Genomic DNA, 25,824 nt, shown 5'->3' with positions numbered 1-25,824 from the left:
GATAGCTGGATCGGCGATTACCAGCTCGGCAACACCGCGCCCTTGAACTTGGTCAGGACGAATTCCTTGATCTCCGGCGAGCGGTAGCTATCGACCAGGATCTTGACCCACGGCTTGTCCTTGTCGGCGGAGCGAACCGCGATCAGATTGACGTATGGCCCCTTCGGATCCTCGCGCAGGATAGGATCCTTGACCGGATCGAGGCCGGCCTGCGTCGCGTAGTTCGTGTTGATGACGGCAGCATCGACATCGTCGAGGGCGCGGGGCGCCTGGGCGGCGTCGACCTCGATGAATTTCAGCTTCTTGGGATTGTCGGTGATGTCGATGACGGTCGGCTTGAACCCGACATCGCTCTTCAGCTTGATCGCGCCCTTGTCGCGCAGCAGGAGCAGCGCCCGGCCGCCATTGGTGGGATCGTTCGGAATCGAGACCTTGGCTCCCTCAGGCAGGTCGGCCCAGCTCTTGTGCTTGCGTGAATAGATGCCGATCGGAAAATTGACCGTCAGTCCGACCTGCTCGATCTTGTACCCACGATCGGCCTTCTGGTTGTCGAGATAAGGCTGGTTCTGAAACGAATTGGCCTGGATGTCGCCGGCGTCGAGCGCGGCGTTCGGCACGACATAGTCGGAGAATTCGATGAGCTGGAGGTCGAGCCCGCTCTTGGCCGCAATCGGCTTCACGGCCTCGAGGATCTGCGCGTGCGGTCCGGGCGTCACGCCGATCTTGATCGTTTCAGCCGCAGCCGCGGTCGACCAGACCGCAACGATGCTCGTGAGCGCGAGAAAGGATCGAAACAACATCTTGGTCTCCATGGAACAGGGAATGGCTTTGGGATCAGCGATTGCGCAGCCGGCGGTTGACCCGGCGCGCCAGATAGTCACCGGCGGTCTGCACGGTCTGCACCAATGCGATCAGGACGACGACGACAGCCAGCATCATTTCAGGCATGAAGCGCTGATAGCCGTAGCGAATACCGAGATCGCCGAGACCTCCGCCGCCGACCGCCCCGACCATCGCGGAGTAGCCGAGCAGGCTGACGACGGCGAGCGTCAAGGCCAGCACCAGCCCCGGCAACGCCTCCGGGATCAGGACCTTGAACACGATCTGCAACGGGCTTGCACCGAATGAGGATGCCGTCTCGATCAGGCCGCCATCGACCTCGCGGATCGCCGCCTCGACCAGGCGGGCGATGAAGGGCGTCGCCGCAATGGTCAGCGGCACGATGGCCGCACCCGAACCGATCGAGGTGCCGGCGATCAGGCGCGTGAACGGGATGATCGCGACCACCAGGATGATGAACGGCGTCGAGCGCGCGGCATTGACGATCACGCCGAGAATGCCGTTGGCCGGCGGCGCGGCGAACAACTCGCCTTTCCGGCTGGTGGCGAGGAAGATCCCAAGCGGCAGCCCCAATATGGTCGCAACCAGTGCTGCGACCGAGACCATGAACAGGCTCTCGCCGGTGGCCTGAACGATCAGGTTGATGAGTTCACGCGACATAGCCGAGACGCTCCACCAGAATGTCATGCTGAGACAGATAGGCCAGGGCTTGCTTCGCCGTGGCTTCACCACCGGGAATGCCGAGGATCAGGGAGCCGATATGCTGGCCGCCGATCTCGTCGATCCGGGCCGACAGCAGCGCCACATCATGGGACAGCTCGCGCGACAGACGCGCCACCACCGTGTCGCCCGCCTCAGTGCCACGCACCTGCACGCGAAGGACTGCCTTGCCGCTAACAATCGGCTGCGGCGACAGCCGGCTCGCCAGCGAGACCGGAACGCTGTCCCCGATCACCTCGGACAGAAACGCCTGCGTGACCGAATGCCGGGGATGCGTGAAGATATCGGCGACATGGCCGCGTTCGACGACATGGCCGCCGTCGATCACCGCGACCTCCTTGGCGAGTTGGCGAACAACCGACATCTCGTGCGTGATCAATACGATCGTGACACCGAGCTCGCGATTGATGTTGGCCAGAAGATCCAGGATTGCGCGCGTGGTCTGCGGATCGAGCGCCGAGGTCGCCTCATCGGACAGCAGCACGTTCGGCCGCGTCGCCAGCGCGCGCGCGATGCCGATGCGCTGCTTCTGGCCGCCGGACAGTTCGGAGGGATAGCGGCCGGACTTGTCGGCGATGCCGACCAGCGCGAGCAGTTCTTCCACCCGAACCGCAATGTCGGCCCTGGACCAGCCCGCGATTTCGAGCGGCAGTGCGATGTTGTCCGCCGCCGTTCGCGACGACAGCAGGTTGAAATGCTGGAAGATCATGCCGATCGAGCGCTGCGCCAGGCGCAGCTCGCGGCCGGCCAGTGCGGAAATCTCACGGCCATCGACGACGACGCGGCCGGTCGACGGCTTCTCAAGCCCGTTGATGAGGCGAACCAGGCTCGACTTGCCCGCACCGGAGCGGCCGATCACGCCGGTGATCGAGCCGCGCGCGATCGCGAAATCGATCGCCTGCAAGGCATGCACGCTCGGCTTGTCGCGATAGGCCGGATAGACCTTCGATACGCCCTCGAAGCGGATCATCGCATCGCTCGCATCCGATGCGCGCGATATCGACGGCAGCGGCGCGACAGGCTGCGCCGTCGTCATGGATTGATGTACATTCATTCAATCGGTCCAATTGGAAGATGGCTTCGGTCGCCGGGCAGGGCCCGGGCTCAATGACCAAAGAGCAGATAGCTGCGGTCGATGCCGCGAAGATCGCGCGTCTCGTCGGTCCAACCGACCGCGCGGCGGTAACTGCCAAATGCGGCGGTCTGCCGTAGCGCGACCACGTCGGTCGGGCAACGAGTATCCGCATAGGGCGCGACGTAAAGTGCGTCCTCGGGACAATAGAGTTCACAAAGGAAGCAGGTCTGGCAATCGCTCTGGCGGGCGATCACCGGAATTCCATCCGTCTTGTCGAAGACGTTGGTCGGGCAGACATTCACGCAGATGTCGCAGGACGTGCAGCGTTCGGCGTCGATCACCTCGATCATTCCGCTGCCTCTGCGTAGACGGCATCGGCATGCGACCGGACCGCGGTCCAGACGTCGTCCAGGCCGCCGCTGGTCACATAATGGCGTTGCCGGACGTCCTGATCGGGATAGTCGTCGCGGCGATGCATGCCGCGGCTTTCGGTGCGCGCCAGCGCGCTGCGATACATCCAGCGCGACGTCGCCAGCATGGCCGCGCTCTCGCGGGCGCGCAGCAGATCATCCTTGCTTGCCGCGTCGGCCGCCGACGCATCGGCCCACGCCGCATCGAGCCGCGCCAGCGCGCCCTCGAGACGCGATGCGTCCCGGAAGTAGTTCAGTTCATACGGATAGACTTCGTCCTGAACCACTTTCGCCAGTGCGGCCGGCTCAAACGGGCGGTTCGACCGGCTTCGGAACGCGACGCTGCCGGCGGAGGCCAGGCGTCGCTGCCGTGTTGGGCCAAGCTGCCGGGCATAGCCGGCAGCGCCCCATCCGGCCCAGGTCCCCGACGACATTGCCCAGGCGGCATTGTGGCTGCCGCCGCCGGTGAAGCCGCCGCAGATCAGTTCGCGCGTCGCCGCATCGCCGGCGGCATAGAGCCCCGGCACGCTGGTGGCGCAACTGTCGTCGACAATGCGAAGACCGCCGGTGCCGCGCACGGTGCCTTCGAGCCGCAACGTCACCGGAAAGCGCTCGCTGAAGGGATCGATGCCGGTGCGATCGAACGGCAGGAAGAAATTCGGCTGCGACGCCCGCATGTCGCGCTGCACGTCGTCATCGGCCATGTCGAGCCGGGCGTAGACCGGCCCTTGCAGCAATGCACGCGCGATCGCCGATCGGCCGCCCTTGGACGCCGCACCGGGAACGACGCTGCCGTCCTCATAGCTGAAGGTCGCCCAGCCATAGAACAGCGTCTTGGTCACCGAGCCGAACGCCGGAGAGATCGCGTAAGCGTTGGAGAACTCCATGCTGCTGAACTCGGCGCCGACCTCCGCAGCCATCAGATAGCCGTCTCCGGTCAGCACGTTCGAGCCCAGCGTCTTGCTCAGGAATGCGCAGCCGCCGGTCGCGATCACGACAGCCCTGGCGCGCACGGTCCAGCGATCGTGCTTCTGCCGGCGCAGGCCGCTGGCACCGGCAACCGCGCCGTCGTCGTCCACCAGCAGTTCGAGCGCGGGGCTGTGATCGAGAATGGTAACGCCGGCCTGCTTGGTGCGCTTGCGCATCAGGCGCATATATTCCGGTCCTTGCAGCGAGTTGCGCTGCGATTTGCCGCTGTCGTCGACCGGATAAGGATAACCCCAGGCCGCCAATCGATCGCTGTCCTGATAGGTCTGGTCGAGCACGCGCGCCATCCAGCGGCGATCCTGCAAGTACCCGCCCATCTTTTCGCGACTGGCCATCGCGGTCTCACGCAGCGCCGGATCGGGATCGACGAACCAGACGCCGGTGCCGGCCGCAGCGGTCGCGCCCGACGTGCCGCAAAACCCCTTGTCGGCGAGCACGACGCGTGCGCCGCGCTCCGCCGCGCTCACCGCAGCCCAGGTGCCCGCCGGTCCGCCGCCGATCACCAGGACGTCGGCGTCGAATTCGACCGAGCCGTCCGGTGCGGCCAGCCGTTCCGCGCGTCGATCGTTGGTTGTCATCGTCCAGCTTCTCCACGCGGCACCGATCGCTTGCGATGCGCCGCAGCAATATGCTTACGCGCATGTGCGCCTCTGGCAATTTCAGATATTTGCACGGACTTGGACGAAGCTTCCCTTGCCACAGCTCAGCGAAGAATAATCATGCACCGGCGCTGAGGACGTTTCGTTCAACGTCGAAGCGGAACAGGAGTTTTGTCGGCAAACCTCGCAACGGAGGCGGAAATTTCTTTTTGCATGCACGCACCAGCCGTTCGTTCCCTAGTCGCGCGACAGGCGATATTTCGGAAATCATCTCAATTCACTGCGTGGCAGCCATGTCCGATCGTCAGCTTCATCTCAACGTCAATCTGCTGCACTCCGGCGTCTATGCGTCGGCCTGGCGGCTTCCGGAAAGCGATCCGCGCGCCTGCTTCGACGTCGGCCATTACGTGCGCGTTGCGCAAATCGCCGAGCGCGGTAAGCTCGACGCGATCTTCCTGGCCGATACGCCGGCGATCACCGACCGCATCGACTATCGATCGTTCATGTCGATGGAGCCGACCATCGTGCTGGCGACGGTCGCCGCCGCGACCAGCCATGTCGGGCTGATCGCGACCGCCTCGACCACCTACAACGAGCCGTACAACATCGCGCGCCGCTTCGCGACGCTGGACCTCGCAAGCGGCGGTCGCGCCGGCTGGAATGCGGTGACCACCGCCGACGCGTCGGCCAGCCGCAATTTCGGCCTCAACAACGTGCTCGAGCACAAGGCCCGCTACGAGCGCGCCAAGGAATTCGCCGAAGTCGTTCATGCGCTGTGGGACAGCTGGGAGGACGACGCGTTCGTGGGCGACAAGGCGACCGCCCGGTTTGTCGACACGTCGAAGGTGCATCCGATCGCGCATCGCGGCACCCACTACACGGTGGCCGGCCCGCTCAACGTGCCGCGCTCGCCGCAGGGCCGCCCGGTGACTGTCCAGGCCGGCGGCTCGAGCGACGGCCGCGACCTGGCCGCCGCGCAGGCCGAAGCCGTGTTCACGCTGGCGCAGACCATCGAGGAAGGCGTCGCCTATACCCGCGACCTGCGTGCTCGCGCCGTGGCTTATGGCCGCGCCGGCGACTCCATCGTCATCCTGCCGGGCCTTGCCACCGTGATCGGCAGCACCGAAGCCGAGGCGAAGCGGCGACAGGATGAGCTGTGGGAGCTGGTCCCGATCGAATACAGCCTCGCCCGTCTCGCCGGCACATTGCAGGTCGATCCTGACATCCTCGAGCTCGACAAGCCGCTGCCCGACCCATTGCCGCTACCGGCCAACGCCAACCACACCATGTTCCAGGGCACCGTGAACATCGCGCGCCGCGGCAACCTCACGGTCCGCCAGCTGCTGCGCGCACTCGGCGGCGGCGTCGGACACCGCATCATCGTCGGCACGCCCGAGCAGATCGCCGACGACATCGAAGCCTGGTTCAGGGCCGGCGCCGCCGACGGCTTCAACCTGATGCCGGACGTGCTGCCGACGGGATTGGAAGTCTTCGTCGACAGCGTGGTACCGATCCTGCAGCGCCGCGGCCTGTTCCGAACCGATTATGCAGGCACCACCCTGCGTGAGCATTTCGGCTTGCCCCGGCCGAGCAGCCGCTTCGCGCGACGGATCGAGGCCGTGGCAACCGCGTGACGCGGTTACCGCGATCCGGTCAGCAGCGCTGGAGTGTCACTTGCGGCAACCGGTGATGCGGCGCGAACGCGGGGGATGATCTCCTTCGCAAAGCGCTCCATCTCGGCTTCGAAAGGCTGGAATTGCAGCATGAACAGCTCGATCCCGGCGGCATGGAACGCCCCGATCCGGGCCGCCACCTCGTCATAGCTGCCGACCAGCCCAGCCGCGGTGCCGCCGTTGCTACCGACCCGTTCCGACTTCTGCATGGTTTGCATCATCACGACCTTCGGATCGGTGTTCTGACGCTGGATCGCCTTCACCGGCGCGTCCTTCCGCGACAGCTCGAGCAGCCGCTGATAGGCAGTCTGCGCCTCGGCCTGCGTGTTGCGAGCGACGACGAACGCGGACAGCCCGAAACGGAGCGGCGCTGACGTTCGCGGTCGCACCGCAACGTCGGCGATCAGGCCGGCCACATCCTCGAGCGGTTGCCCGTTGATGAACCAGACGTCGCCATGATCGGCGACCAGCGCGCGCGCCGGCTCCGACTCGCCGCCGACATAGATCAACGGCCGCGGCCGATAGAGACTCGTCGGCCGCAACAGATAGTCGCGGACGTCGAAATGCTCTCCCTTGTAAGTCAATCGCTCGCCCTGCATCAGGCGTGAGACGATGGTGATCCACTCCCGTCCATAGGCGTAACGGGCATCGTGCTCGGCAAATCCGATGCCGGCCTTGTCGAGTTCGGGCCGGTTCCACGCATTGACCAGATTGATCGCAAAGCGTCCGTGGCTGATGTTCTCGATCCCGAGCGCAAGCTTGGCGAGAACCACCGGGTGATAGAGATACGGCTTGATGGCCGCGATGATCTCGATCCGGCTCGTCAGTGCCGCAACGGCCGCCGCCGCGCTCCAGGCCTCGAGCTGATCGAAATCCTCCTGATGCGGATTGATCGTGTGCTGCGCGATCAGCGCGGAATCATAGCCGAGCGACTCAGCCGCAAGCACGAGATCACGATTGCGCTCCCATGATGCGTCATATGGCTCCTCCGGATCCTGATACGCGCCGCGCGAACCATGGACCAGCGCCCATATGCCAAAGCGAAGCGGTCGTGCCGACATGCCGTCTCTCCGATATCTCACGTTACACCGCCGTGTTTTCGAAGAAGCACGCCGGCAGATCAAGCAGCGGCACATCAAAAGATTTTCCTTGCCGCGTCGCGCGCACCGGGAAACGAGAAAACTCCGAACGCAACGACAATTGGAAAACGGCTCTATTTCTGTCCGCGAAAAATCGTGGGACAGTTTGCGTCGCAAGAGCGGCGCTCTCCTTCGAACGACGGCAAGTCGTCGAGCGAGAGAACGATGAACCGTGCCGCGCGCGATCGATGGTGTTCGCGCGCGTTGACGAGGACGGAATAGACTTGAGCAACCTCGAACAGGCCGCGCGATCGATTGCCTTCGATTCCGCGCAGCGCAGCGATCGCACCGCGTCGACGGTGCGGAAGGCACGATTCGAGATCGGCCGGCGCGGCATGCTGCTGCTGTCGTGGCTTGCTCCGCTCGTGCTTCTCATCGTCTGGGAATTGCTGGCGCAGGCCGGCTGGCTCTCGCCGCAAGTGCTGCCGGCGCCAAGCAAGGTGGTCCGGACGGCATTCAAGCTCGCGACATCGAGGAGCCTGCTGAACGATCTCGGCGTCAGCCTGCTGCGCGCGATGTCCGGGTTTGCGATCGGCGGCAGCATCGGATTTTCGCTCGGCATCCTCGTTGGCTTCTCGCGGATCGCGGAAGCTGCGATCGACCGCAGCATTCAAATGATCCGCGCGATCCCGTTCCTCGCCGCGCTGCCACTGGTGATCGTCTGGTTCGGCGTCGGTGAAGCGCAGAAGATCTTCCTGGTCGCACTCGGCGTCGCCTTCCCGATCTATATCAACACCACGCTGGGAATCCGGCAGGTCGACCCGAAGTTGGTCGAGCTCGGCCGCGTCCAGGGCCTCGGGACAGTCGAGCTGATCCGCCGCGTCATCCTGCCCGGCGCCCTGCCCTCGATCCTCACCGGTGTCCGCTATGCGCTGGCGACCGCGTGGCTGGCGCTGGTGGTCGCGGAGACCATCGGCGCCCAGTCCGGCATCGGCTTCCTCGCGATGGATGCCCGCGAATTCCTGCGCACCGACGTGATCGTGCTGACCATCATGATCTATGCGCTGATCGGCGTCGCCGCCGACGGCATCGCGCGCGCCCTCGAGCGACGGCTGCTGGGCTGGCATCCGAACTATGGGGGCACGCGATGACCGTGCACGTCGCGCCCTCATTGAGCGCAGCTGCGCCGGCCGTCGTGGTGACGGGCCTGCATCGCGCCTATGGCAATCGTGTCGTGATCGAGAACCTCAATCTGCGCATCGAGCGCGGCGAGTTCGTCGTCCTGCTCGGCGAAAGCGGTTGCGGCAAGACCACCCTGCTGCGGGCGCTGGCCGGCCTCGATCCGATCGACGGCGGGCGCATCACGGCGCCGCGGCGGCCGGCCGTCGTGTTCCAGGAGCATCGGCTGCTGCCGTGGGACAGCCTGTGGCGCAATGTCTCGCTCGGCCTCGATGCAAACGACGCCCGGCAGCGTGCCGCGGCAGCGCTCACCGAGGTCGGGCTCGGCAACCGGCTCGATGACTGGCCGCGCAATCTCTCCGGTGGCCAGGCGCAGCGTGTGGCGCTGGCACGCGCACTGGTGCAGGAGCCCGAACTGCTTCTACTGGACGAACCCTTTGCCGCGCTCGACGCGCTGACCCGGATTCGCATGCACGATCTGGTGCGCGAACTGGTCGACGCGCATCGGCCCGGCGTTCTCCTGGTCACCCACGACGTCGACGAGGCGATCGCGCTTGCCGACCGCATCCTGGTGATGCGCGAGGGGAGGATCGCGTTCGAGCACCGCACGAAACGCAACGGCGCAGCGCCGATCGCACGCACCGACCTGCTCGCAGAGCTCGGCGTCGGCGCCGCTCACCCCATCCCTGTTTGAGGACCATTCGATGTCTCCATCCCAGCTCACCAAGCCCACCCGCCGCAGCTTCCTTGGCGGCGCAGCTTTCGGCATCGGCGCGCTCGCCGGCTTCGACATCTGCGGGCCCGCCCAGGCCGCGAGCGGCCGCGTCACCGACACGGTCCGGCTGACATGGGGCCTGAGCGGGCTCAATCTGATCGCCAAGGAACGTGGCGAGTTCGAGAAGCTGCTGGCCAAGGACGGCATCAAGGTCGAGTGGCTGGGACCGTTCCCGAATCATGCCCCGACGCTGCAAGCCGTGACCGGCGGCAGCGCCGATTTCAGCTTCGGCGGCAGCACGACGCCGGCGCTCGCCGCGATCATCGCCGGCTCGCCGCTGGTGTTCACCCAGTTCGTGGTCTACGAGCCGCGCACCACCGCAATCATCGCGCGGGATGACTCCGGCATCAGCAAAGTCGAGGATCTCGTCGGCAAGTCGGTGGCGCTGAACCGCTCCGGTCTCGGCGAATTTCTGCTGGTCGCAGCGCTCGAGAAGCACAATGTCGACCGCTCCAAGGTGAAATTCGTCTATCTCAACCCGCCGGATGCCGCACCGGCGCTGGCTTCCGGCAAGGTCGACGCATGGTCGATGTGGAGCCCCGGCGTCGATATCGCCCGGCTCGAATACAAGGCGCACGACATCTTCCTCGAAGGCCGCGATCTCGAGTTCCAGATCGACTACACGTCCTATCTGACGACAAGGAAATTCGCGACCGACAACCCTGCACTGGTCCGCGCCGTCAACGACGCCTTCCGCGCCGAAGGCAAATGGATCTCCGAGAACAGCAAGGACGCCGAATACATCGCGCAGAAAGCCGGCAAGTACAGCGACCAGGTCCGCGACCAGTTCATCGCGCTGAACCGGCAGTATCGCTACTTCGTCGCCAACGACGAGACCTTCCTTGCCGAGCTGCAACGCGCCGCCGACTGGCTGGTCGCACGCAAGGTGCTCCCGGAGCCGATCAAGGTCACCGACCACCTGGCCCAGGTCTGATCAACAACCGCCAACTCAATCACCGTCATTCGGAAGACATCCATGAACAAGCCCGTCACCGCTACCTCGCTGGAACCCTCTGACCGCCTCGGCAATCATACGCTCGATATCGACGCGCTGCTCGGTCATATCGCGGAAGGAGCCAGTGACCGCGAACGCGAACGCGTACTGCCGTTTGCGGAGATCGATCTCATTCGCAAGGCCCGCCTCGGCGCACTGCGGCTTCCGCTTGAGGCCGGCGGCCCCGGCCTGTCGATCCGCGCCTTGTTCGAAATCGTTATCCGCCTCGGCGAAGCCGACGCCAATGTCGCGCACATCCTGCGCAACCATTTCAGCGTCGTCGAACGGCTGGTGCGCCGGCCGAAGGACGAGCAACACAGGCAATGGCAAAAGGCGGTCGCCGACGGCGCCATCATCGGCCTTGCGGCAACCGAGCTCGATACGCCGAAGGTCGGCAATGTCACGCCGAACACGACACTCACCGCCGACGGTGACGATTACCTGCTCAACGGCACCAAATACTACAGCACCGGCACGCTGTATTCGGACTACGTGCTGGTCCGCACCGCCGATGCATCCGCGACCAACGCGGCCGTGCTGATTCCGGTCAAGCGCGACGGCATCGAGCTGGTCGACGACTGGGACGGCCTCGGGCAGCGGCTGACCGCGACCGGCACCACGCATTTCCGCAATGTGCGCGTCAAGCGGCAGGAAGTGGTGTTCGATGCGCCGGATGCCGGCTACGGCATTCCCTACTCCAACACGTTTGCCCAGCTGTTCCTCACTGCGATCAATGCCGGCATCGCGCGCGCCGTGCTGCGCGACGCCACCGACCTGGTGCGGACCCGCAAGCGGACGTTCTACTATGCGCCGAGCGAGGTTCCGGCGGACGATCCGCTGCTGCAACAAACCGTCGGCCAGATCGCGAGCGGCGCTTTCGCCGCCGAGACGGTCGTGCTGGCGGCTGCGGAGGCGCTCGATGCCGCCACCGACGCTTTCGATGCGGGCAAGGCGAATGCCGTCGATGCCGCGCACAGGGCCGCGCTGCTGTCGGCCAAGGCCAAGATCGTTGCGGATGAATTCGCGATCCGGAGCGGCAGCCTGCTCTTCGACGTCGGCGGCGCATCCGCCACCAAGAAGGCAACCAATTTCGACCGACACTGGCGCAACGCGCGCACGCTGGCGTCGCACAATCCGAACACCTTCAAGACACGCTCGATCGGACAATACGAGATCAGCGGCACGCCGCTGCCCGCCAAGGGCTTCTTCTAGAGCGCCGTCCCGATGGAATCGGAACGGCGCTCTAGATTTCCTGTTTTGACCCGTTTTCTTCAAGCGAACCGGTATCCACTTCGCTCGAAAACGCTCTGCGAAGCTCGGTCCGGCGAGGCAAGACAAGGGAAACACCCGATGAGCAAGCCGGATATCCATCTTGTCGACGCCGACCACGAGATCGAGCGTCAATTCCGCCTTGTCATGCGCCGCCTCCCCGGCGGCGTCTGTATCATCACCGCCGGACAGGGCGAGGACATCACCGGCATGACCGTGACCTCGCTGACCTCGCTCAGCGCCAGCTCGCCCCGGCTCCTGGTCAGCATCAACCGGCAGGCGTCATCGTTCGCACCGATCGCCCGCCATCGGCTGTTTGGCGTCAACATCCTTGGCTCGGACCAGCAGGACCTGGCCGAGCGCTTCAGCAATGGCCGGCTGAGAGGCCGGGAGCGCTTCGACGGCACCGACTGGACGCATGGAGCCTCCGGTGTGCCGTTGCTGCGGTGGTCGCTTGCCGTCATCGAATGCCAGGTCGAGGAGATCATCGAGCGGCATTCCCACGGCATCATCGTCGGCCGCCTCTCCAGCATGGAGCTGTCGCATCGGCTGTCCGGCCTCACCTACTGGAACGGACAGTATGTCCAGATCGATCACGAAGCCGATCTCGACCTGTTGGCCGAAGTCAGCATTCCCCTGGCGCATGTCCGTTAGGACAGGGAAAGGCACAGCATGAAACGCGAAACGCCGCCACCATCGCCGCCGTCGTCAGCCGGTTCAGTCAGCCGACAACCGGGCCGCTGGCAACTCGACCGCATCGTGGCCGAGTTGCGCACGTCCCGCGAGGAGACCCACAGCATCCGGCGCGACGGCGAGCCTCGCCGTGCGCCCTCACGCGATGCACTGGAGCTGATCCTCGACGGCCTCACCGAGGCGCTGTTTCCGCGCCACTACGGCCAATCGGATCTCGACGGCGAAAACATCGACTATTTCGTCGGCAACACGCTGAGCACGGCGCTGGATTCGCTCAGCGCGCAGATTCATCGCGGCGCCTTGTTCGTCGACGACGAGCTGGAGCCGGGCTTTGTGCATGAGGAGGCGATCGAGCTGACCCGCGGCTTCGCAGCCCAGCTGCCACAGGTCCGCGGGCTCCTGATCAACGATCTGCGCGCCGCGTTCGTCGGCGATCCGGCGGCGCGGAATTTTCCCGAGATCCTGATCGGCTATCCCGGGATGACCGCCATCATCCACCATCGCCTTGCCCACCTGCTCTATCAGATCGGCGCCCGGCTGGTGGCACGCCTGATGTCGGAGATCGCCCACACCAGGACCGGCATCGATATCCATCCCGGCGCCCGGATCGGCTCCGGCTTCTTCATCGATCACGGCACCGGCGTCGTGATCGGCGAGACCGCCATCATCGGCAACAACGTCCGGGTCTATCAGGCCGTCACGCTCGGCGCGCGGCACTTCCCGACCGACGACGAAGGCCTTGTGATCAAGGGCGACGCCCGTCACCCGATCGTCGAGGACGACGTCGTGATCTATGCCGGTGCAACCATTCTCGGCCGGATCACGATCGGCCGCGGATCGACCATCGGCGGCAATGTCTGGCTGACCAAGGATGTGCCGCCGAACAGCATTGTGACGCAGGCCACCGCACGAAACAGTTCGAGCGGCGCCTGAACCACCGCCTCACTGATAACAACAAGCAGAACCTGCGAGCCCGACATGAGCAAACGGCAGCTTTCCCTCAACCTCTTCATTTATCCCGGCGGCCATCACGAGGCGGCATGGCGCTACAAGGAGTCCACCGCGGATCGCATCCTCGACGTCACCTACTACCAGGAACTGGCGCAACGCGCTGAAGCCCAGAAATTCGACGCGATCTTCTTCGCCGACGGGCCGGCACTCGCCGACAACGTCCGTTATGCGCAACGCTTCCGCTTCGAGCCGATCACCTGGCTGGCCGCGATCGCGGTTGCGACCACGCGCATCGGCCTGATCGCGACCGCATCGACGACCTACACCGAGCCGTACAACCTTGCGCGCCTGTTCGCGTCGCTCGATCATCTCAGCGGCGGCCGTGCCGGCTGGAACATCGTCACCACAAGCACCGCGCAGGCGGCGCAGAACTTCGGCCTGCCCGAGCATCCGCCGCATCACGAACGCTACGAGCGGGCGCGGGAATATCTCGACGTCGTCACCCGGCTGTGGGACAGCTGGGAAGACGACGCCGTGGTGAACGATCCCGAGTCGGGCGTCTTCGCTGACACCGGAAAGATTCACGCGATCGATCACGTCGGAAAGCATTTCCGGGTGCGCGGCCCGCTCAACATCTCACGGACGCCGCAGGGAAGGCCGGTCTATGTCCAGGCCGGCTCGTCCGACGATGGACGCGCTTTTGCGGCGCGCTTTGCCGAGGCGATCTTCACCGCGCATCAGACGCTGGCCAGTGCCCAGGAATTCTATGCCGACATCAAGCGGCAGGCCCGCGCCTTCGATCGCAACCCCGATCAGGTCAAGATCCTGCCCGGCATCAGCCCGTTCATCGCCAGCACCCAGGCCGAGGCCGATCGGCTGCAGGACGAGTTCAACGAACTGATCCAGCCGGAATATTCCTTGACCCAGCTGCGCCAGATGATCGGGCTCGACCTCTCCGACTTCGACCTCGACGGCCCCTTCCCGCGTCATCTGATCGACACCGGCAGCGCCCGCGGGGTGGCGAGCCGCTTCAAGCTCGTGGTCGACATCGTCGATCGCGAGCAGCCGACCATCCGTCAACTCGTGCAGCGGCTGGCGGGCGCACGCGGTCACTGGGTGATCGCGGGCCCGCCGGAGAAGATCGCCGACAACATCCAGACCTGGTTCGAGAACGGCGCGGCCGACGGCTTCAACGTGCCGCCCTGGCTACCCGGCGGTTTCGACCTCTTCGCCGAGCAGGTGGTGCCGATCCTGCGCAAGCGCGGCCTGTTCCGCGACGAGTACACCGGCACGACGCTGCGCGACCATTACGGCCTGAACCGGCCGGAAAGCCTGTTCTCCGGATCGATCAAGGCGATCGCGTGATCGCCTGACGATCCCATGTGCGGCCTGCTCCACGCTGGTCGGCATTGATGTTTTGCCTCAGCAACCAAGGATCTGACGTTTCCAATGAAGACGATGCGTTCCCTGCTCCATTCGGCCGTTCTCATGCTCGGTGTCCTCGCCGGCGCCGCGCTGCACGCCGAGACATCAGCCAAGACCGATCTGAAAGTCGGCTTCGTGCCGGGCCCTTATATCGACGAGTTCAAGGTGGGCGTCGCGCCGGAGCTGGAGAAGAAGGGCTACCATATCCGCTATGTCGAGTTCTCGACCGGGTTGGAGGCCAACAATGCGGTGTTCAAGGGTGAGATCGACGCCAATGTCATGCAGCACACGATCTTCCTGAACTCGTACAACGAGCGGCAGCAGACCGACCTCGTCGGCATCGTCCACGTGCCGACGCCACCGATGGGGCTCTACTCGAAGAAGCACGCGGTGGGTTCGCCGATCAAGCCCGGCTCGACGGTGGCCGTGCCCAACGATCCCGTCAATCTGCAGCGTGCGCTGTGGATCCTGCGCGATCTCGGCCTCGTCGAGATTCGCGACTCCAAGCCGGTCGATGTCAGCGAACTCGACGTCATCAAGAACCCCGGCGGCATCAAGATCGTGCCGCTGGAAGCCGCACAGGCGCCGCGCGCGCTCGACGACGTCGATTTCGCCGCCATCCAGGGCAACTTCGCGATCTATAGCGGCTTGAAGCTGACCAATGCATTCGGGCTGGAGAAGATGACGACGCCCTATGTCAACGTGGTCGCGGTGAAGAAGGCCAATGCGGATTCTGCGTGGGCACAGGACATCGTCGCCGGCTACAAGTCGCAGACCTTCAAGACCGCGATCCTGTCGGACCGGTTCTATGACGGGTTTGCGCTGCCGGATTACCTGAAATGACGGTCCGGGAGTTGCGACGGCTTGCGAGTGGCGACGGCTCGTCGCGGCGAGGACGTCAGTCGAACTGGACCGGCTCGGCGCCAGGATAGGAATGGGCGACGAACTCGCAGAACGCGCGCGCCGCCGGAGACAGCTTCGCGTTGTTCTTCCAGGCCAACCCGACATCCATGGTGTGAACATCGTCGTCGAGCGTCTTGAGGTCGATGCGATGTCCCTCGAGCGACCAGGGACGGTAGACCATGTCGGACAGGACGGTGATCCCCATGCCGGTTGCGACCATGCTGCGCACCGCCTCGACCGACAGGGTGCGGAAGATGACGTTCGGCACAAGCGCCGTGTGTTGCCAGTAGCGCATCGCCGAGCGCTCGGCTTCGTCGACGGTCAGCATCAGATAGGGCTCGCTCGCCAGGTCCGTCAGCTTGATGCTGTCCTTGCGCAGCAGCGGATGATTGACGCATGTCCACAGCCGGCGCGGCGAGCGCAACAGCAGCCGCGAGCGGATGGAATTGCGGTCATGCAGGTTTGCGATCAGCATGATCGCCGCATCGACGCTGCCGCTGATCAGGCTCTGCTCGATCGCGTCGCGTTGAAACTCGTGCAGCCGGACCGTGATGCCCGGAAAGGACCGCCAGAACCGCGACAGCAACGGCGGCAGGAAGTATCCGGCGACAGTGTAGCTCACGGCGACGTCGACAGTGCCGTCGACCTGTGTTCCCCAGCGATGCGGTCCCCGTATCGCATCTGACACGCTCGCCTCGATGGCGCGAGCGCGCTGCAGGAATTCGTGGCCGTCAAAGGTCAGGGTCACGCCATTGGAATGGCGGTCGAACAGCTTGCGGCCAAGCTCGGCCTCGAGGGCCTTGATGGATGAGGTGACGGCCGACTGCGTCACGCTCAGTGCGGCCGCGGCCGCCGAAACGCGCCCGCTCTCCGCCGTTGCGATAAAATGCCGAACCTGACGGAACGTCAGAGACATAAAATTTTCCGATATCAGCGAACGATATTTCGAATTTTACAATCCCGCGACGGAACGGAAAAATCAATCCGTTGGGTGCGGGCGAAAAGGCGTTGAGATGATGGCGGACGGTTTGGAGTTGGTCGCGCGCGATGTCAGCGTCCAATTCGAAGGCCTGAAAGCGCTGTCCGACGTTACATTGGCCATCCCGCGGGGGCGCATAACCGGACTGATCGGCCCCAATGGCGCCGGCAAAACCACCCTTATTAATGTGTTGACCGGTTTCCAGCCGGTCGGCGCCGGCACCGTGGAGCTCGAGGGCGAGACGCTGAACGGCATTGCGGCGCACAAATTGCGACGCAAAGGCGTGGCGCGGACGTTCCAGTCGGGTCGACTTTTCCGCGACCTGCCTGTCATGGACAACCTGGAAGTGACCGGCGTCGGCCTTGGCCAGGGCCGGCCCGACGCGATCGGCGAAGCCGAACGGGTGATGGCTTGGCTCGGCATTTCGCATCTCGCCAACACCATCGCGGGCGCGCTGCCCTATACGGACGAGCGCCGTGTTGCGATCGGCCGCGCCATCATGGGCACGCCGCGATATCTGCTGCTCGACGAACCGGCGGCGGGAATGTCGGAGCTTGAGAGCCACGAGCTCGCCGCCATCATCCGCCGGATCGCAGGCGAGCTCAATGTCGGCGTGCTGCTGATCGAGCACAATATCGGCCTGGTGCTCGAACTCTGCGAGCGCATCTTCGTGCTCGACTCCGGCGAGGTCATCGAAGTCGGCCCCCCCGCGCAGATCCGCGACAGCGACGCGGTACGGCATGCCTATATGGGCACGCAGCGCGACGAGTTGATTGCGCAGGTTGCTGGCGAAGTGGCTGGCGCGTCATGACCGCGCTCGCCGTCAACGACATCACGGTCAGCTACGGGCGCCTCACGGCGCTCCGCGGCGTGACATTGACGGTCGACGAGGGCGAGATCCTGTTCGTGACCGGCCCGAACGGCGCCGGCAAGTCGACGCTGCTCAACGCCATCGCGGGCGTCGTACCGCCCGCTTCCGGCTCGATCAAGATCGACGGTGCAGAGATCACGGGCGCCGCGCCCGAGGACATTGCCCGGCGCGGATTTTCGCTGGTGCCGGAGGGGCGCAACGTCTTCGGCGCGCTGACGATCGAGGAGAACCTGAAGGTCGGAACCGGCATGCGGGCCGACCGCAAGAAGATCGCCGGCGACCTCGATCAGGTCTACCAGGAATTCCCGATGCTGGCGGAGCGCCGCCACACCCCGGCGGGCATGCTCTCCGGCGGCCAGCAGCAGATGCTGGTGATCGGCCGCGCGCTGATGGCCGCGCCGCGCATCATGGCGATCGACGAGCCGTCGCTGGGCCTTGCACCGAAGATCATCGACCAGGTCTATGAGATCCTGCTGCGGCTGCGGGCACAGCGCAAGCTCACGCTCTTGATCGTCGAACAGAGCTCGACGCGCGCCATGATGACCGGCGGGCGGATGATTTTGATCCGCGGCGGACGCATCGTGCTCGAGGGTCCCGCGGCCGAGATGGTCAGGGACGATCGCCTGAAGCAGACCTATTTCGGCTTCGGAGATCATTGAGATGCGCGAGCTACTCCAGATCATCTTCGACGCCCTGAGCCTCGGCAGCCTCTATGCCCTCGGCGCGCTCGGCATCGCCCTGATCTTCGGCGTCATGCGGCTCGTGAATTTTGCCCACGGCGATTTCATCGCCTTTTGCGTCTTCGCCATGCTGTGGCCGTCGATCGATGCGGCGGCGATCGTGTTCGCCGGCCAGCTGCCGTTCTACCTGCTGATCCCGCTGCTGCTGGCGATCGGCGCCGCGCTGTCGATCCTGTCGGAGATCGTCGTCTTCCGCCGCTTCCGCAACGCCAATCCGGCGACGATGATGATTGCATCCTTCGCGCTCGGCTTCGTCATTCGCCATCTGCTGCTGATGCTGTTTTCCAGCCGGCCGAAATCGATCACGCTGTGGCCGAGCCTCGGCCTGCCGGTCGAGTTCCTCGGCGCCCACATCCCGATGCTCCAGGTCGTGACCATCATCATCACGCTGGCCGTGCTGGTGATCCTCGTGCTGTTCCTCAAGCGCACGCGCTACGGGCTCGAGATGCGCGCAGCCGCCGACAATTTCACCATGGCGCGCATGCTCGGGGTTCGCGCCAACGGCGTGATCCTGCTGGCTTTCGCCATCAGCGGCATGCTGGCAGCGGCGATCGGCCTGATCCTGGCGACCAATTCCGGCACCGCCGACATCGGCATGGGCGCCAACGTGATGCTGATCGCGTTCATCGCGACCGTGATCGGCGGCCTCGGCAGCATTCCCGGGGCCGTTGCCGCCGGCTTCCTGATCGGCGCGGCCAGCGTCGTGTTCCAGGCGACCCTGCCGCATGATGCCCGCGTGTTCCGCGACGCCTTCGTCTACGGCGCCGTCATCGTCGTCCTTCTGGTGCGGCCGCAGGGCCTGTTCGCACCGAAATCCGCCAAGCAGAGGGTCTGATCGATGTCGCAGCGGCCGTCCGTCATCCGGCAAACGATCATCACGCCGATCGTGCTGATCGTGGCGCTGCTCATCATGGCTGCCCTCTCCTACCAATTCGGCAGCCGCGCCTTCAACCGCACCGTGGTCGAGATGTTCATCAACATCATGGTGGTGGTCGGGCTCTACGTCTTCGTCGGCAATTCCGGCCTGCTATCGTTCGGCCATATCAGCTTCATGTGCCTTGGCGCCTACATGACCGCCTGGCTCACCATTCCGCCGGTCATGAAGTCGATCACGCTCAAGGGCCTGCCGGCATGGCTGCTTCACACCCAGCTGCCGATGTGGGTGGCGACGCCGATCTCGGGCCTGTTTGCGGCAGTGTTCGCGCTGATCGTCGGGCGGATCATCATGCGCCTGTCGGGCATTGCCGCCTCGATCGCGACCTTCGGCCTGCTCGGCGTCATCAACAATGTCTATTCGAACTGGGACTCGGTGACGGGCGGACAAGGCTCGATCGTCGGCATTCCGCCGACCATGAACGTCTGGACCGGATGGATCGGCGGCGCCGTGGCGATCGCGATCGCCTATCTCTATTCGATCTCGCGCTCGGGACTGGCACTGCGCGCGACGCGCGATGAGTCGGTCGCGGCCAGCGCCTCCGGCATCGACATCGTCCGCGAGCGGCTGATCGCCTTCGTCGTCAGCGCCTTCATCATCGGGCTCGCCGGCGCGCTGTACGCGCATTTCCTGAGCATCGTCAATCCCGGCGCATTCTATCTGCGGACCACCTTCATCACGCTGTCGATGCTGGTGGTCGGCGGCATGTACAGCCTCAGCGGGGCCGTCTCCGGCGTGGTCGCGATATCGGTGCTGATCGAGCTGTTCCGCGATCTCGAGAAAGGCGTCAGCCTCGGCGGGCACACCATCGGCCTGCCGAACGGCGTCCAGGAGATCGCGATCGGCATCATCACCATCGTGATCCTGATGTACCTGCCGACGGGATTGACCCGCAACCAGGAGTTCTCCTGGCGTCGGTGGCCGTTGCAACGGCGCCTGGCACGGCCGGTCCAGACCGCACTGAAGGAACTGCACTGACACTTGTTTGTACAATTGGAGGAGTGGGGTTATGCGCGTTACGACATTACTCAGCATCTTGGCCGGAGCAGCCACGCTCTGGTTCACGCCGGCCCAGGCGGCCGACGAGATCGTGGTCGGATTTGCCACCGCGGCATCCGGCTTCATGCAAGCCTATGACAAGCCGGCGCAAGACGCGGCGCTGATCCGGATCGACGAGATCAACAAGGCCGGCGGCCTGCTCGGCAAGAAGATCAAGCCGGTGTTTGCCGACACCAAGACCGACCAGGCCGAAGGCGCCAAGGCCGGTCTTGCGGTGCTCGATCAGGGCGCCGACCTCGTGATCGTTTCCTGCGACTACGATTTCGGCGCGCCCGCCGCGCTGCAGGCACAGGCTGCCGGCAAGGTCTCCTTCTTCCTTTGCGCCGAGTCGATCAAGGCCGGCATCCCCGGCGTCGGCCCGTTCTCGTTCTCGGCCTCGGTGCTGGCACCGGTGCAGGGCGCGACGATGTCGGAATGGGCCTACACCAAGAAGAACGCGCGCAGCTTCTATCGGCTGCTCGACAGCTGGACGGTCTACAACAAGGGCATCTGCGACGGCTTCGACTGGATGCTGCCGCGGCTGAAGGAGGCGAAGCTGGTCGGCAGCGACACCTTCAAGAACGACGATGCCTCGATCGCCTCGCAGATCACGCGGATCAAGAGCCTGCCGAAGGAACCTGACGCCATCATGCTCTGCACGATGATGCCAGGCGCCGTCTCCGCCATCAAGCAGATCCGCGCCGCCGGCATCAAGTCGATGATCCTCAACGGCTCGGGCGTCGACGGCAGTTACTGGATGAACGCCGTCCCCGACCTCTCGAACTTCTACGTTCCGGTTCAAGGTTCGGTCTATGGCGACGATCCGAACCCGAAGGTCAACGAGTTCAACAAGAAGTACAAGGAGATCACCGGCGGCGACCCGTCCAGCCAGTACGTCTATCCGGGCTACGTCCTGATCGACGTCTGGGCCAAGGCGGTCGAACGCGCCAAGTCGACCGATGCGGCGGCCGTCGTGGCCGAACTCGAGAAGATGAACAACGAGCCCACGCTGTTCGGACCGCGCACCTTCACCAAGGACATCCACCACCAGAACCAGGGCCGTTACCTGATCGTCGACACCGAAGCCGGCAAGCCGAAGGTGATCGACCAGTGGACGATCTCGGAAAAGATCCCGCTCGATTATCTGGTGTCCAAATAATGTCCACGTAACCCCGCCACGCGCCGTCCGGGTGCGCCAGAAATATCCGGACGGCGTCGACGGTCGTATGCAAAGCCAGTTGGAAGGAACTCAGGAGATGGTCGTGATCAACTGCGACATGGGCGAGGCCTACGGCCTCTACAAGATGGGCGACGACAAGGCATTGATGCCCCATATCGACGTCGCGAACGTCGCTTGCGGCTTTCATGCCTCCGACTTCAATCACATGCGCAAGACCGTGCAGCTCGCCAAGCAGTTCGGCGTCAAGGTCGGCGCGCACCCTTCGCTGCCGGATCTGCAGGGATTTGGTCGCCGCGAGATGAAGATCAGCCGCGAGGAGCTCGGCAACTGCCTGCTCTATCAGATCGGCGCGCTCAAGGCATTCCTCGATGCCGAGGGCATGCCGCTCAATCACATCAAGCCGCACGGCGCGCTCTACGGCATGGCCTCGCGCAGCGAGGAGATCGCCGAGGCCGTGGCTGACGCCGCCGACGTCTACAAGGTGCCGCTGCTCGGCATGAAGGGAACGCTGCACCAGCAAGTCTATGAGCGTCGCGGCCACGCTTTCGTCGCCGAATACTATGCCGACCTCGACTACAATGGCGACGGCAGCCTGATCATCACCCGCGAGCACGAGGCCAAGGATCCGGTCGATGCCGCGAGCCGATGCGCAAGGGCCGTCAACGAGGGCAAGACGCGCACGGTGGCGGGAAACGATATCGTGGTCGGCGCCGATTCGATCTGCATCCACTCCGACACGCCGAACGCAGTCGCCATCGCCGAGGCCGTCCGCGAAGCGGTCCGCCCGTATCTCACCGCGCGCTGAACCATCGCGGCAACGAAGCAAAGATTCTCAAAGAGGAAACCATGGCCACCCAGCAGATCTTCTCGCCGCTCCCGGGCATCTTCTATCGCAAGCCCGCGCCCGACAAGCCGGTCTACAAGAACGACGGCGATGTCGTCGCCGAGAGCGACACGATCGGGCTCATCGAGGTGATGAAATCGTTCAACGAGGTGAAAGCCGGCGTCACCGGCAAGATCATCGGCTTCCTGGTCGAGAATGAGGACGCCGTGATGGCCGGCCAGCCGCTCGCCGAAATCGACGTCTGACCAGCCATGGCAATCAAGAAGCTCCTCATAGCCAATCGCGGCGAGATCGCGGTGCGCATCATCCGCGCAGCGCGCGATCTCGGCATTGCGACCGTTCAGGTCTACAGCAAGGCCGACAGGGACTCGCTCGCGGTCCGACTCGCCGACGAAGCGATCGACATCGGTCCGCCGCAGGCATCGAAATCCTATCTCAACCAGGCGACCATCCTCGCCGCGGCGCAGAGCACCGGCGCCGATGCCATCCATCCCGGCTACGGCTTCCTGGCCGAGAATGCCGAGTTCGCGGCCGCGGTCGAAGCGGCCGGACTGGTCTTCGTCGGCCCGACCGCGCAATCGATCCGGCTGATGGGCGACAAGGTCGCGGCACGCGAGGCCGCCGCCTCGGCCGGCGTGCCGACCGTCCCCGGCAGCCAGGGACGGCTGGAGTCGGCGGATGCAGCCTTCGCGCTGGTCGAGAAAACCGGTTTCCCCGTCATGATCAAGGCCGCCGCCGGCGGTGGCGGCCGCGGTATTCGCATCGCGCGCTCAGCCGAGGAATTCCATCATCTGATGCCGCAGGCGCAGGCCGAGGCGCTCGCGGCGTTTGGCGATGGCGGGCTCTATGTCGAGAAGCTGATCGAAGGCGCGCGACATATCGAGGTCCAGGTGCTGGGCGACGGCCGCGACGTGATCCATTGCTTCGAGCGCGAATGCTCGTTGCAGCGGCGCCGCCAGAAGGTCTGGGAGGAGGCCCCCTCGCCTTCGCTCACCCAGGCCGTGCGTGAAAAACTCTGCACCTCCGCCGTGGCGCTGGCCAAGGCGGTCCAATACCGCGGCGCCGGGACGCTCGAATATCTCTATGACGACAGGACCGGCGAGTTCTACTTCCTGGAGATGAACACCCGCATCCAGGTCGAGCATCCCGTCACCGAAATGGTCACGGGCATCGACCTCGTGCGCGAGATGATCCGGATCGCCGGCGGCGAACCGTTACGCATCCGCCAGGACGAGGTGCGCGTCAGCGGCCATTCGATCGAGGTCCGCATCAATGCCGAGGACCCGGCCCGGAATTTCCTGCCGAATCCGGGAACGGTGAGCGGGCTCAGCGTCCCCGGCGGTGACGGCGTGCGCTTCGACAGCATGCTCTATCAGGGCTACACGGTGCCGCCGTTCTACGACAGCCTGCTCGGCAAGCTGATCGTGCACGACAAGGATCGGCCGAGCGCCATCACCAAGCTCGAGCGCGCGCTCGCAGAACTCAACGTCGACGGCATTTTCACGACCAAGCCGCTGCATCAAGCGCTGGCGCGCGACGCCGACGTCAAGGCCGGACGCTTCCACACCGCTTGGCTTGAGCCGTGGCTGGAGTCCCATGCCGCCGCCCTTGCCACCGCTCCACCGCCATCGGCTGCAAAGGCCACCACATGATCACGAGACAATCCGCCCCGTCAGCAACAGGAGGCCGCTAGTCATGCAAACCCGATTTTCCTTCGGCGGCGACGAGCACATCTTCGCCGAAGTCGGCGAAGCGATGTCGCTCGAGGCGTTTTTCAAGAGCCTCTTCATCACCAATGCGGTGCGCGACGCCAAGATCAAGGGCGTCACGGAGATCTGCCCGGCCAATGCGTCCTATCAGGTCAAGTTCGATCCCGATCAGATCAAGCCCGACGATCTGCTCACCGAGCTGAAGCGGCTGGATTCCGCATCCGAGAAATCGGAGCCGGTGATCAAGACGCGGATCATCGAGATTCCGGTGCTCTACAACGATCCCTGGACCCACGAAACCTTGATGCGATTCCGCGAGCGGCATCAGAACCCTGAAGGTACCGATCTCGAATACGCCGCGCGCATCAACGGCCTCGACAGCGTCGAGGCCTTCATCAAGGCGCATTCCAGCGCGCCCTGGTTCGTGTCGATGGTCGGCTTCGTCGCCGGATTGCCTTTCCTCTACCAGATGGTCGAACGCAAGCGGCAGCTGCAGGCGCCGAAATATCTACGCCCGCGCACCGATACGCCGAAACTCACCGTCGGACACGGCGGCTGCTTCAGCTGCATCTATTCGGTGCGCGGCGCCGGCGGCTATCAGATGTTCGGCATCACGCCGATGCCGATCTATGACCCCAACCAGACCATCAGCTATTTGCGCGACTTCATGTGCCTGTTCAAACCGGGCGACATCGTGAAGTGGAAGCCGATCGACCGGGCGGCGTATGACGCCGCGGTCGCCGACGTCGACGCCGGGCGCTTTGCGCCGATCATCCGTGATGTCTCGTTCTCGCTGACCGAGTTCAACCGCGACATCGATGGCTACAACAGCAAGCTCGATGGAGTTCTCCATGGCCGTTAAGGTTTTGAAGCCGGGTCTTGCGACCACCGTGCAAGACCTCGGACGTCCCGGCTATTATCACATCGGCATCCCGCTCTCCGGCGGAATGGACCGCCACGCACTGGTCGCCGCCAACCTTCTGGTCGGCAACGAGGCGGGCGCGGCGGTGCTTGAAGCCGTGTTCATGGGACCCGAGCTCGAATTCACCGAGGATGCGATCGTCGCGATCACCGGCGCGGAGCTGCCGCCGAAACTCGACGGCGAGCCGCGCGAGACCTGGACCAGCTTCAAGGTGAAGCGCGGCCAAATTCTCTCGTTCGACTTCCTCAAGCAGGGCGCGCGCGGCTATATCGCCGTCGCCGGCGGCATCGATGTGCCCGTGGTGCTCGGCTCGCGCTCGACCTACGCGCTCGGCGCGCTCGGTGGCTTCAAGGGCCGCAAGCTCGAGGCCGGCGACGAGCTGCCGGTCGGCCGGGCCGCCGCGACCGTCAAGGACGGCCGCTCCGTCGCCAAAGAATTGCGCGGGCAACCGGCCGGTATGCCGACGGAGCTGCGCGCGATGCCCGGCCTCTATTGGCATCGCATCACCGAGGCGGCCGGCAACGGGTTTTTCTCCGACACCTGGAAGGTCGCGCCGGAGGCGGACCGGATCGGCTACCGCTTCAAGGGCGGCAAGCCGCTCGAATTCGTGCCGCGCGAACCGCCGTTCGGCGCCGGGTCCGACCCGTCCAACATCACCGATGCCTGCTATCCCTACGGCTCGATCCAGGTTCCCGGCGGCACCGAACCGATCGTGTTGCATCGTGACGCCGTCTCCGGCGGCGGCTACTTCATGGTCGGCACCGTGATCGCCGCGGACATGGATCTGATCGGCCAGCTTCAGCCCAACACGCCGGTGAAGTTCGTCAAGGTCGACATGAACGAGGCGCTCGCGGCGCGCAAAAGCCGCTCGGAGTTGCTCGGCAGGCTGCACAGCGCACTGGCATAGTCGCCACTCACCTGCCCAGTCCGCCAAGGCCGCGGTCACCGATCCGGTGACCGCGTGATCACGTCCTACGCTCCGGGCCGTCGGTTGCGGCCTCTCACGTCTGGAATCGGCATCACCGCGTATTCTCG

General features: G+C 64.8%; 26 protein-coding genes. 19 read left to right on the top strand and 7 right to left on the bottom strand.

The annotated features are described in order from the left end of the window. Positions 1–17: 17 nt before the first annotated feature. The 5 genes from JQ616_RS20265 to JQ616_RS20245 are packed head-to-tail and all read right to left on the bottom strand — an operon-like array spanning position 18 to position 4,610. On the bottom strand, positions 18–812 hold the full coding sequence (locus JQ616_RS20265; protein ID WP_212017266.1) for a MetQ/NlpA family ABC transporter substrate-binding protein: 795 nt from the start codon (positions 810–812) through the stop codon (positions 18–20). Between the two features lie 22 nt (positions 813–834). Continuing rightward, entirely contained in the window at positions 835–1,500 is a 666-nt protein-coding gene (locus JQ616_RS20260; protein ID WP_212017264.1) for a methionine ABC transporter permease, read from the bottom strand. Next, positions 1,490–2,614 (bottom strand): methionine ABC transporter ATP-binding protein, encoded by a 1,125-nt coding sequence (locus JQ616_RS20255; RefSeq protein ID WP_212017262.1) that lies wholly within the window; start codon positions 2,612–2,614, stop codon positions 1,490–1,492. The genes JQ616_RS20260 and JQ616_RS20255 overlap by 11 nt, the downstream gene beginning before the upstream one ends. A 50-nt stretch (positions 2,615–2,664) precedes the next feature. Next, on the bottom strand, positions 2,665–2,985 hold the full coding sequence (locus JQ616_RS20250) for a 4Fe-4S dicluster domain-containing protein (RefSeq protein ID WP_212017260.1): 321 nt from the start codon (positions 2,983–2,985) through the stop codon (positions 2,665–2,667). Then, a complete protein-coding gene (locus JQ616_RS20245; RefSeq protein ID WP_212017258.1) occupies positions 2,982–4,610 on the bottom strand; it encodes an FAD-dependent oxidoreductase in 1,629 nt (542 codons plus the stop codon). The genes JQ616_RS20250 and JQ616_RS20245 overlap by 4 nt, the downstream gene beginning before the upstream one ends. A 314-nt stretch (positions 4,611–4,924) precedes the next feature. Here JQ616_RS20245 and JQ616_RS20240 point away from each other — a divergent pair, with 314 nt between their 5' ends. Further along, on the top strand, positions 4,925–6,265 hold the full coding sequence (locus tag JQ616_RS20240) for an LLM class flavin-dependent oxidoreductase (RefSeq protein WP_212017257.1): 1,341 nt from the start codon (positions 4,925–4,927) through the stop codon (positions 6,263–6,265). 5 nt (positions 6,266–6,270) lie between these two features. Here the strand turns inward: JQ616_RS20240 and JQ616_RS20235 are convergent, their stop codons facing one another. Next, positions 6,271–7,365, bottom strand: coding sequence for an LLM class flavin-dependent oxidoreductase (locus JQ616_RS20235; RefSeq protein ID WP_212017255.1), 1,095 nt, complete (start codon positions 7,363–7,365; stop codon positions 6,271–6,273). Between the two features lie 413 nt (positions 7,366–7,778). Here JQ616_RS20235 and JQ616_RS20230 point away from each other — a divergent pair, with 413 nt between their 5' ends. The 8 genes from JQ616_RS20230 to JQ616_RS20195 all read left to right on the top strand — a co-directional run bounded on the left by JQ616_RS20230 (position 7,779) and on the right by JQ616_RS20195 (position 15,512). Beyond that, positions 7,779–8,534 (top strand): ABC transporter permease subunit, encoded by a 756-nt coding sequence (locus JQ616_RS20230; RefSeq protein WP_249137087.1) that lies wholly within the window; start codon positions 7,779–7,781, stop codon positions 8,532–8,534. Next, positions 8,531–9,256, top strand: coding sequence for an ABC transporter ATP-binding protein (locus JQ616_RS20225; RefSeq protein WP_212017251.1), 726 nt, complete (start codon positions 8,531–8,533; stop codon positions 9,254–9,256). The genes JQ616_RS20230 and JQ616_RS20225 overlap by 4 nt, the downstream gene beginning before the upstream one ends. A 10-nt stretch (positions 9,257–9,266) precedes the next feature. After that, positions 9,267–10,271: an NrtA/SsuA/CpmA family ABC transporter substrate-binding protein gene (locus JQ616_RS20220; RefSeq protein ID WP_212017249.1), complete on the top strand. Its 1,005-nt coding sequence runs from the start codon at positions 9,267–9,269 to the stop codon at positions 10,269–10,271. A gap of 42 nt (positions 10,272–10,313) precedes the next feature. Beyond that, on the top strand, positions 10,314–11,543 hold the full coding sequence (locus JQ616_RS20215) for an acyl-CoA dehydrogenase family protein (protein WP_212017247.1): 1,230 nt from the start codon (positions 10,314–10,316) through the stop codon (positions 11,541–11,543). 138 nt (positions 11,544–11,681) lie between these two features. Then, a complete protein-coding gene (locus tag JQ616_RS20210; RefSeq protein WP_212017245.1) occupies positions 11,682–12,254 on the top strand; it encodes a flavin reductase family protein in 573 nt (190 codons plus the stop codon). Between the two features lie 18 nt (positions 12,255–12,272). After that, positions 12,273–13,226 (top strand): serine O-acetyltransferase EpsC, encoded by a 954-nt coding sequence (epsC, locus tag JQ616_RS20205; RefSeq protein ID WP_212017243.1) that lies wholly within the window; start codon positions 12,273–12,275, stop codon positions 13,224–13,226. A gap of 45 nt (positions 13,227–13,271) precedes the next feature. Next, positions 13,272–14,609, top strand: coding sequence for an LLM class flavin-dependent oxidoreductase (locus tag JQ616_RS20200; protein ID WP_212017240.1), 1,338 nt, complete (start codon positions 13,272–13,274; stop codon positions 14,607–14,609). An 84-nt stretch (positions 14,610–14,693) separates the two neighbouring features. Continuing rightward, a complete protein-coding gene (locus JQ616_RS20195; protein WP_212017238.1) occupies positions 14,694–15,512 on the top strand; it encodes a MetQ/NlpA family ABC transporter substrate-binding protein in 819 nt (272 codons plus the stop codon). A 55-nt stretch (positions 15,513–15,567) separates the two neighbouring features. Here JQ616_RS20195 and JQ616_RS20190 read toward each other — a convergent pair whose 3' ends face one another. Continuing rightward, on the bottom strand, positions 15,568–16,488 hold the full coding sequence (locus tag JQ616_RS20190) for a LysR substrate-binding domain-containing protein (RefSeq protein ID WP_212017236.1): 921 nt from the start codon (positions 16,486–16,488) through the stop codon (positions 15,568–15,570). Between the two features lie 97 nt (positions 16,489–16,585). Between JQ616_RS20190 and JQ616_RS20185 the strand changes: the two genes are divergently transcribed. The 10 genes from JQ616_RS20185 to JQ616_RS20140 all read left to right on the top strand — a co-directional run bounded on the left by JQ616_RS20185 (position 16,586) and on the right by JQ616_RS20140 (position 25,696). Beyond that, complete coding sequence (locus JQ616_RS20185; RefSeq protein ID WP_249137016.1) at positions 16,586–17,362, top strand: ABC transporter ATP-binding protein; 777 nt, start codon at positions 16,586–16,588, stop codon at positions 17,360–17,362. Beyond that, positions 17,359–18,081: an ABC transporter ATP-binding protein gene (locus JQ616_RS20180; RefSeq protein WP_212017234.1), complete on the top strand. Its 723-nt coding sequence runs from the start codon at positions 17,359–17,361 to the stop codon at positions 18,079–18,081. Before JQ616_RS20185 ends, JQ616_RS20180 begins: the two co-directional genes overlap by 4 nt. Before the next feature lies 1 nt (position 18,082). After that, on the top strand, positions 18,083–18,997 hold the full coding sequence (locus tag JQ616_RS20175; RefSeq protein ID WP_212017232.1) for a branched-chain amino acid ABC transporter permease: 915 nt from the start codon (positions 18,083–18,085) through the stop codon (positions 18,995–18,997). Between the two features lie 3 nt (positions 18,998–19,000). After that, positions 19,001–20,074 (top strand): branched-chain amino acid ABC transporter permease, encoded by a 1,074-nt coding sequence (locus JQ616_RS20170; RefSeq protein WP_212017230.1) that lies wholly within the window; start codon positions 19,001–19,003, stop codon positions 20,072–20,074. A 31-nt stretch (positions 20,075–20,105) separates the two neighbouring features. Beyond that, positions 20,106–21,293 carry an ABC transporter substrate-binding protein gene (locus tag JQ616_RS20165; RefSeq protein WP_212017228.1) on the top strand — a complete coding sequence of 396 codons (1,188 nt, stop codon included), beginning with the start codon at positions 20,106–20,108 and terminating at the stop codon, positions 21,291–21,293. A 97-nt stretch (positions 21,294–21,390) separates the two neighbouring features. Beyond that, positions 21,391–22,119, top strand: coding sequence for a 5-oxoprolinase subunit PxpA (gene pxpA, locus JQ616_RS20160; protein ID WP_212017226.1), 729 nt, complete (start codon positions 21,391–21,393; stop codon positions 22,117–22,119). Positions 22,120–22,160: 41 nt separating this feature from the next. Then, positions 22,161–22,403 carry an acetyl-CoA carboxylase gene (locus JQ616_RS20155; protein WP_212017224.1) on the top strand — a complete coding sequence of 81 codons (243 nt, stop codon included), beginning with the start codon at positions 22,161–22,163 and terminating at the stop codon, positions 22,401–22,403. A 6-nt stretch (positions 22,404–22,409) separates the two neighbouring features. Continuing rightward, the gene (locus JQ616_RS20150) at positions 22,410–23,810 is read left to right on the top strand and encodes an acetyl-CoA carboxylase biotin carboxylase subunit (RefSeq protein WP_212017222.1); all 1,401 of its coding nucleotides are present in this window, start codon (positions 22,410–22,412) and stop codon (positions 23,808–23,810) included. Between the two features lie 43 nt (positions 23,811–23,853). Further along, positions 23,854–24,729, top strand: coding sequence for a 5-oxoprolinase subunit B family protein (locus tag JQ616_RS20145; RefSeq protein ID WP_212017220.1), 876 nt, complete (start codon positions 23,854–23,856; stop codon positions 24,727–24,729). Next, positions 24,719–25,696 (top strand): biotin-dependent carboxyltransferase family protein, encoded by a 978-nt coding sequence (locus JQ616_RS20140; RefSeq protein WP_212017217.1) that lies wholly within the window; start codon positions 24,719–24,721, stop codon positions 25,694–25,696. The genes JQ616_RS20145 and JQ616_RS20140 overlap by 11 nt, the downstream gene beginning before the upstream one ends. Positions 25,697–25,824 lie beyond the last annotated feature (128 nt).

The sequence above is a fragment of the Bradyrhizobium tropiciagri genome (genome assembly GCF_018130545.1).
Lineage (GTDB): Bacteria > Pseudomonadota > Alphaproteobacteria > Rhizobiales > Xanthobacteraceae > Bradyrhizobium > Bradyrhizobium tropiciagri_A.
Note: the sequence above shows the minus strand (reverse complement) of the source record. Positions and strands in the feature narration are given on the sequence as shown.

Coding starts and splice junctions, on each gene's coding strand:
- JQ616_RS20265 (WP_212017266.1), bottom strand. CDS start 812: ATGGAGACCAAGATGTTGTTTCGATCCTTTCTCGCGCTCACGAGCATC.
- JQ616_RS20260 (WP_212017264.1), bottom strand. CDS start 1,500: ATGTCGCGTGAACTCATCAACCTGATCGTTCAGGCCACCGGCGAGAGC.
- JQ616_RS20255 (WP_212017262.1), bottom strand. CDS start 2,614: ATGAATGTACATCAATCCATGACGACGGCGCAGCCTGTCGCGCCGCTG.
- JQ616_RS20250 (WP_212017260.1), bottom strand. CDS start 2,985: ATGATCGAGGTGATCGACGCCGAACGCTGCACGTCCTGCGACATCTGC.
- JQ616_RS20245 (WP_212017258.1), bottom strand. CDS start 4,610: ATGACAACCAACGATCGACGCGCGGAACGGCTGGCCGCACCGGACGGC.
- JQ616_RS20240 (WP_212017257.1), top strand. CDS start 4,925: ATGTCCGATCGTCAGCTTCATCTCAACGTCAATCTGCTGCACTCCGGC.
- JQ616_RS20235 (WP_212017255.1), bottom strand. CDS start 7,365: ATGTCGGCACGACCGCTTCGCTTTGGCATATGGGCGCTGGTCCATGGT.
- JQ616_RS20230 (WP_249137087.1), top strand. CDS start 7,779: ATGCTGCTGCTGTCGTGGCTTGCTCCGCTCGTGCTTCTCATCGTCTGG.
- JQ616_RS20225 (WP_212017251.1), top strand. CDS start 8,531: ATGACCGTGCACGTCGCGCCCTCATTGAGCGCAGCTGCGCCGGCCGTC.
- JQ616_RS20220 (WP_212017249.1), top strand. CDS start 9,267: ATGTCTCCATCCCAGCTCACCAAGCCCACCCGCCGCAGCTTCCTTGGC.
- JQ616_RS20215 (WP_212017247.1), top strand. CDS start 10,314: ATGAACAAGCCCGTCACCGCTACCTCGCTGGAACCCTCTGACCGCCTC.
- JQ616_RS20210 (WP_212017245.1), top strand. CDS start 11,682: ATGAGCAAGCCGGATATCCATCTTGTCGACGCCGACCACGAGATCGAG.
- epsC (WP_212017243.1), top strand. CDS start 12,273: ATGAAACGCGAAACGCCGCCACCATCGCCGCCGTCGTCAGCCGGTTCA.
- JQ616_RS20200 (WP_212017240.1), top strand. CDS start 13,272: ATGAGCAAACGGCAGCTTTCCCTCAACCTCTTCATTTATCCCGGCGGC.
- JQ616_RS20195 (WP_212017238.1), top strand. CDS start 14,694: ATGAAGACGATGCGTTCCCTGCTCCATTCGGCCGTTCTCATGCTCGGT.
- JQ616_RS20190 (WP_212017236.1), bottom strand. CDS start 16,488: ATGTCTCTGACGTTCCGTCAGGTTCGGCATTTTATCGCAACGGCGGAG.
- JQ616_RS20185 (WP_249137016.1), top strand. CDS start 16,586: ATGATGGCGGACGGTTTGGAGTTGGTCGCGCGCGATGTCAGCGTCCAA.
- JQ616_RS20180 (WP_212017234.1), top strand. CDS start 17,359: ATGACCGCGCTCGCCGTCAACGACATCACGGTCAGCTACGGGCGCCTC.
- JQ616_RS20175 (WP_212017232.1), top strand. CDS start 18,083: ATGCGCGAGCTACTCCAGATCATCTTCGACGCCCTGAGCCTCGGCAGC.
- JQ616_RS20170 (WP_212017230.1), top strand. CDS start 19,001: ATGTCGCAGCGGCCGTCCGTCATCCGGCAAACGATCATCACGCCGATC.
- JQ616_RS20165 (WP_212017228.1), top strand. CDS start 20,106: ATGCGCGTTACGACATTACTCAGCATCTTGGCCGGAGCAGCCACGCTC.
- pxpA (WP_212017226.1), top strand. CDS start 21,391: ATGGTCGTGATCAACTGCGACATGGGCGAGGCCTACGGCCTCTACAAG.
- JQ616_RS20155 (WP_212017224.1), top strand. CDS start 22,161: ATGGCCACCCAGCAGATCTTCTCGCCGCTCCCGGGCATCTTCTATCGC.
- JQ616_RS20150 (WP_212017222.1), top strand. CDS start 22,410: ATGGCAATCAAGAAGCTCCTCATAGCCAATCGCGGCGAGATCGCGGTG.
- JQ616_RS20145 (WP_212017220.1), top strand. CDS start 23,854: ATGCAAACCCGATTTTCCTTCGGCGGCGACGAGCACATCTTCGCCGAA.
- JQ616_RS20140 (WP_212017217.1), top strand. CDS start 24,719: ATGGCCGTTAAGGTTTTGAAGCCGGGTCTTGCGACCACCGTGCAAGAC.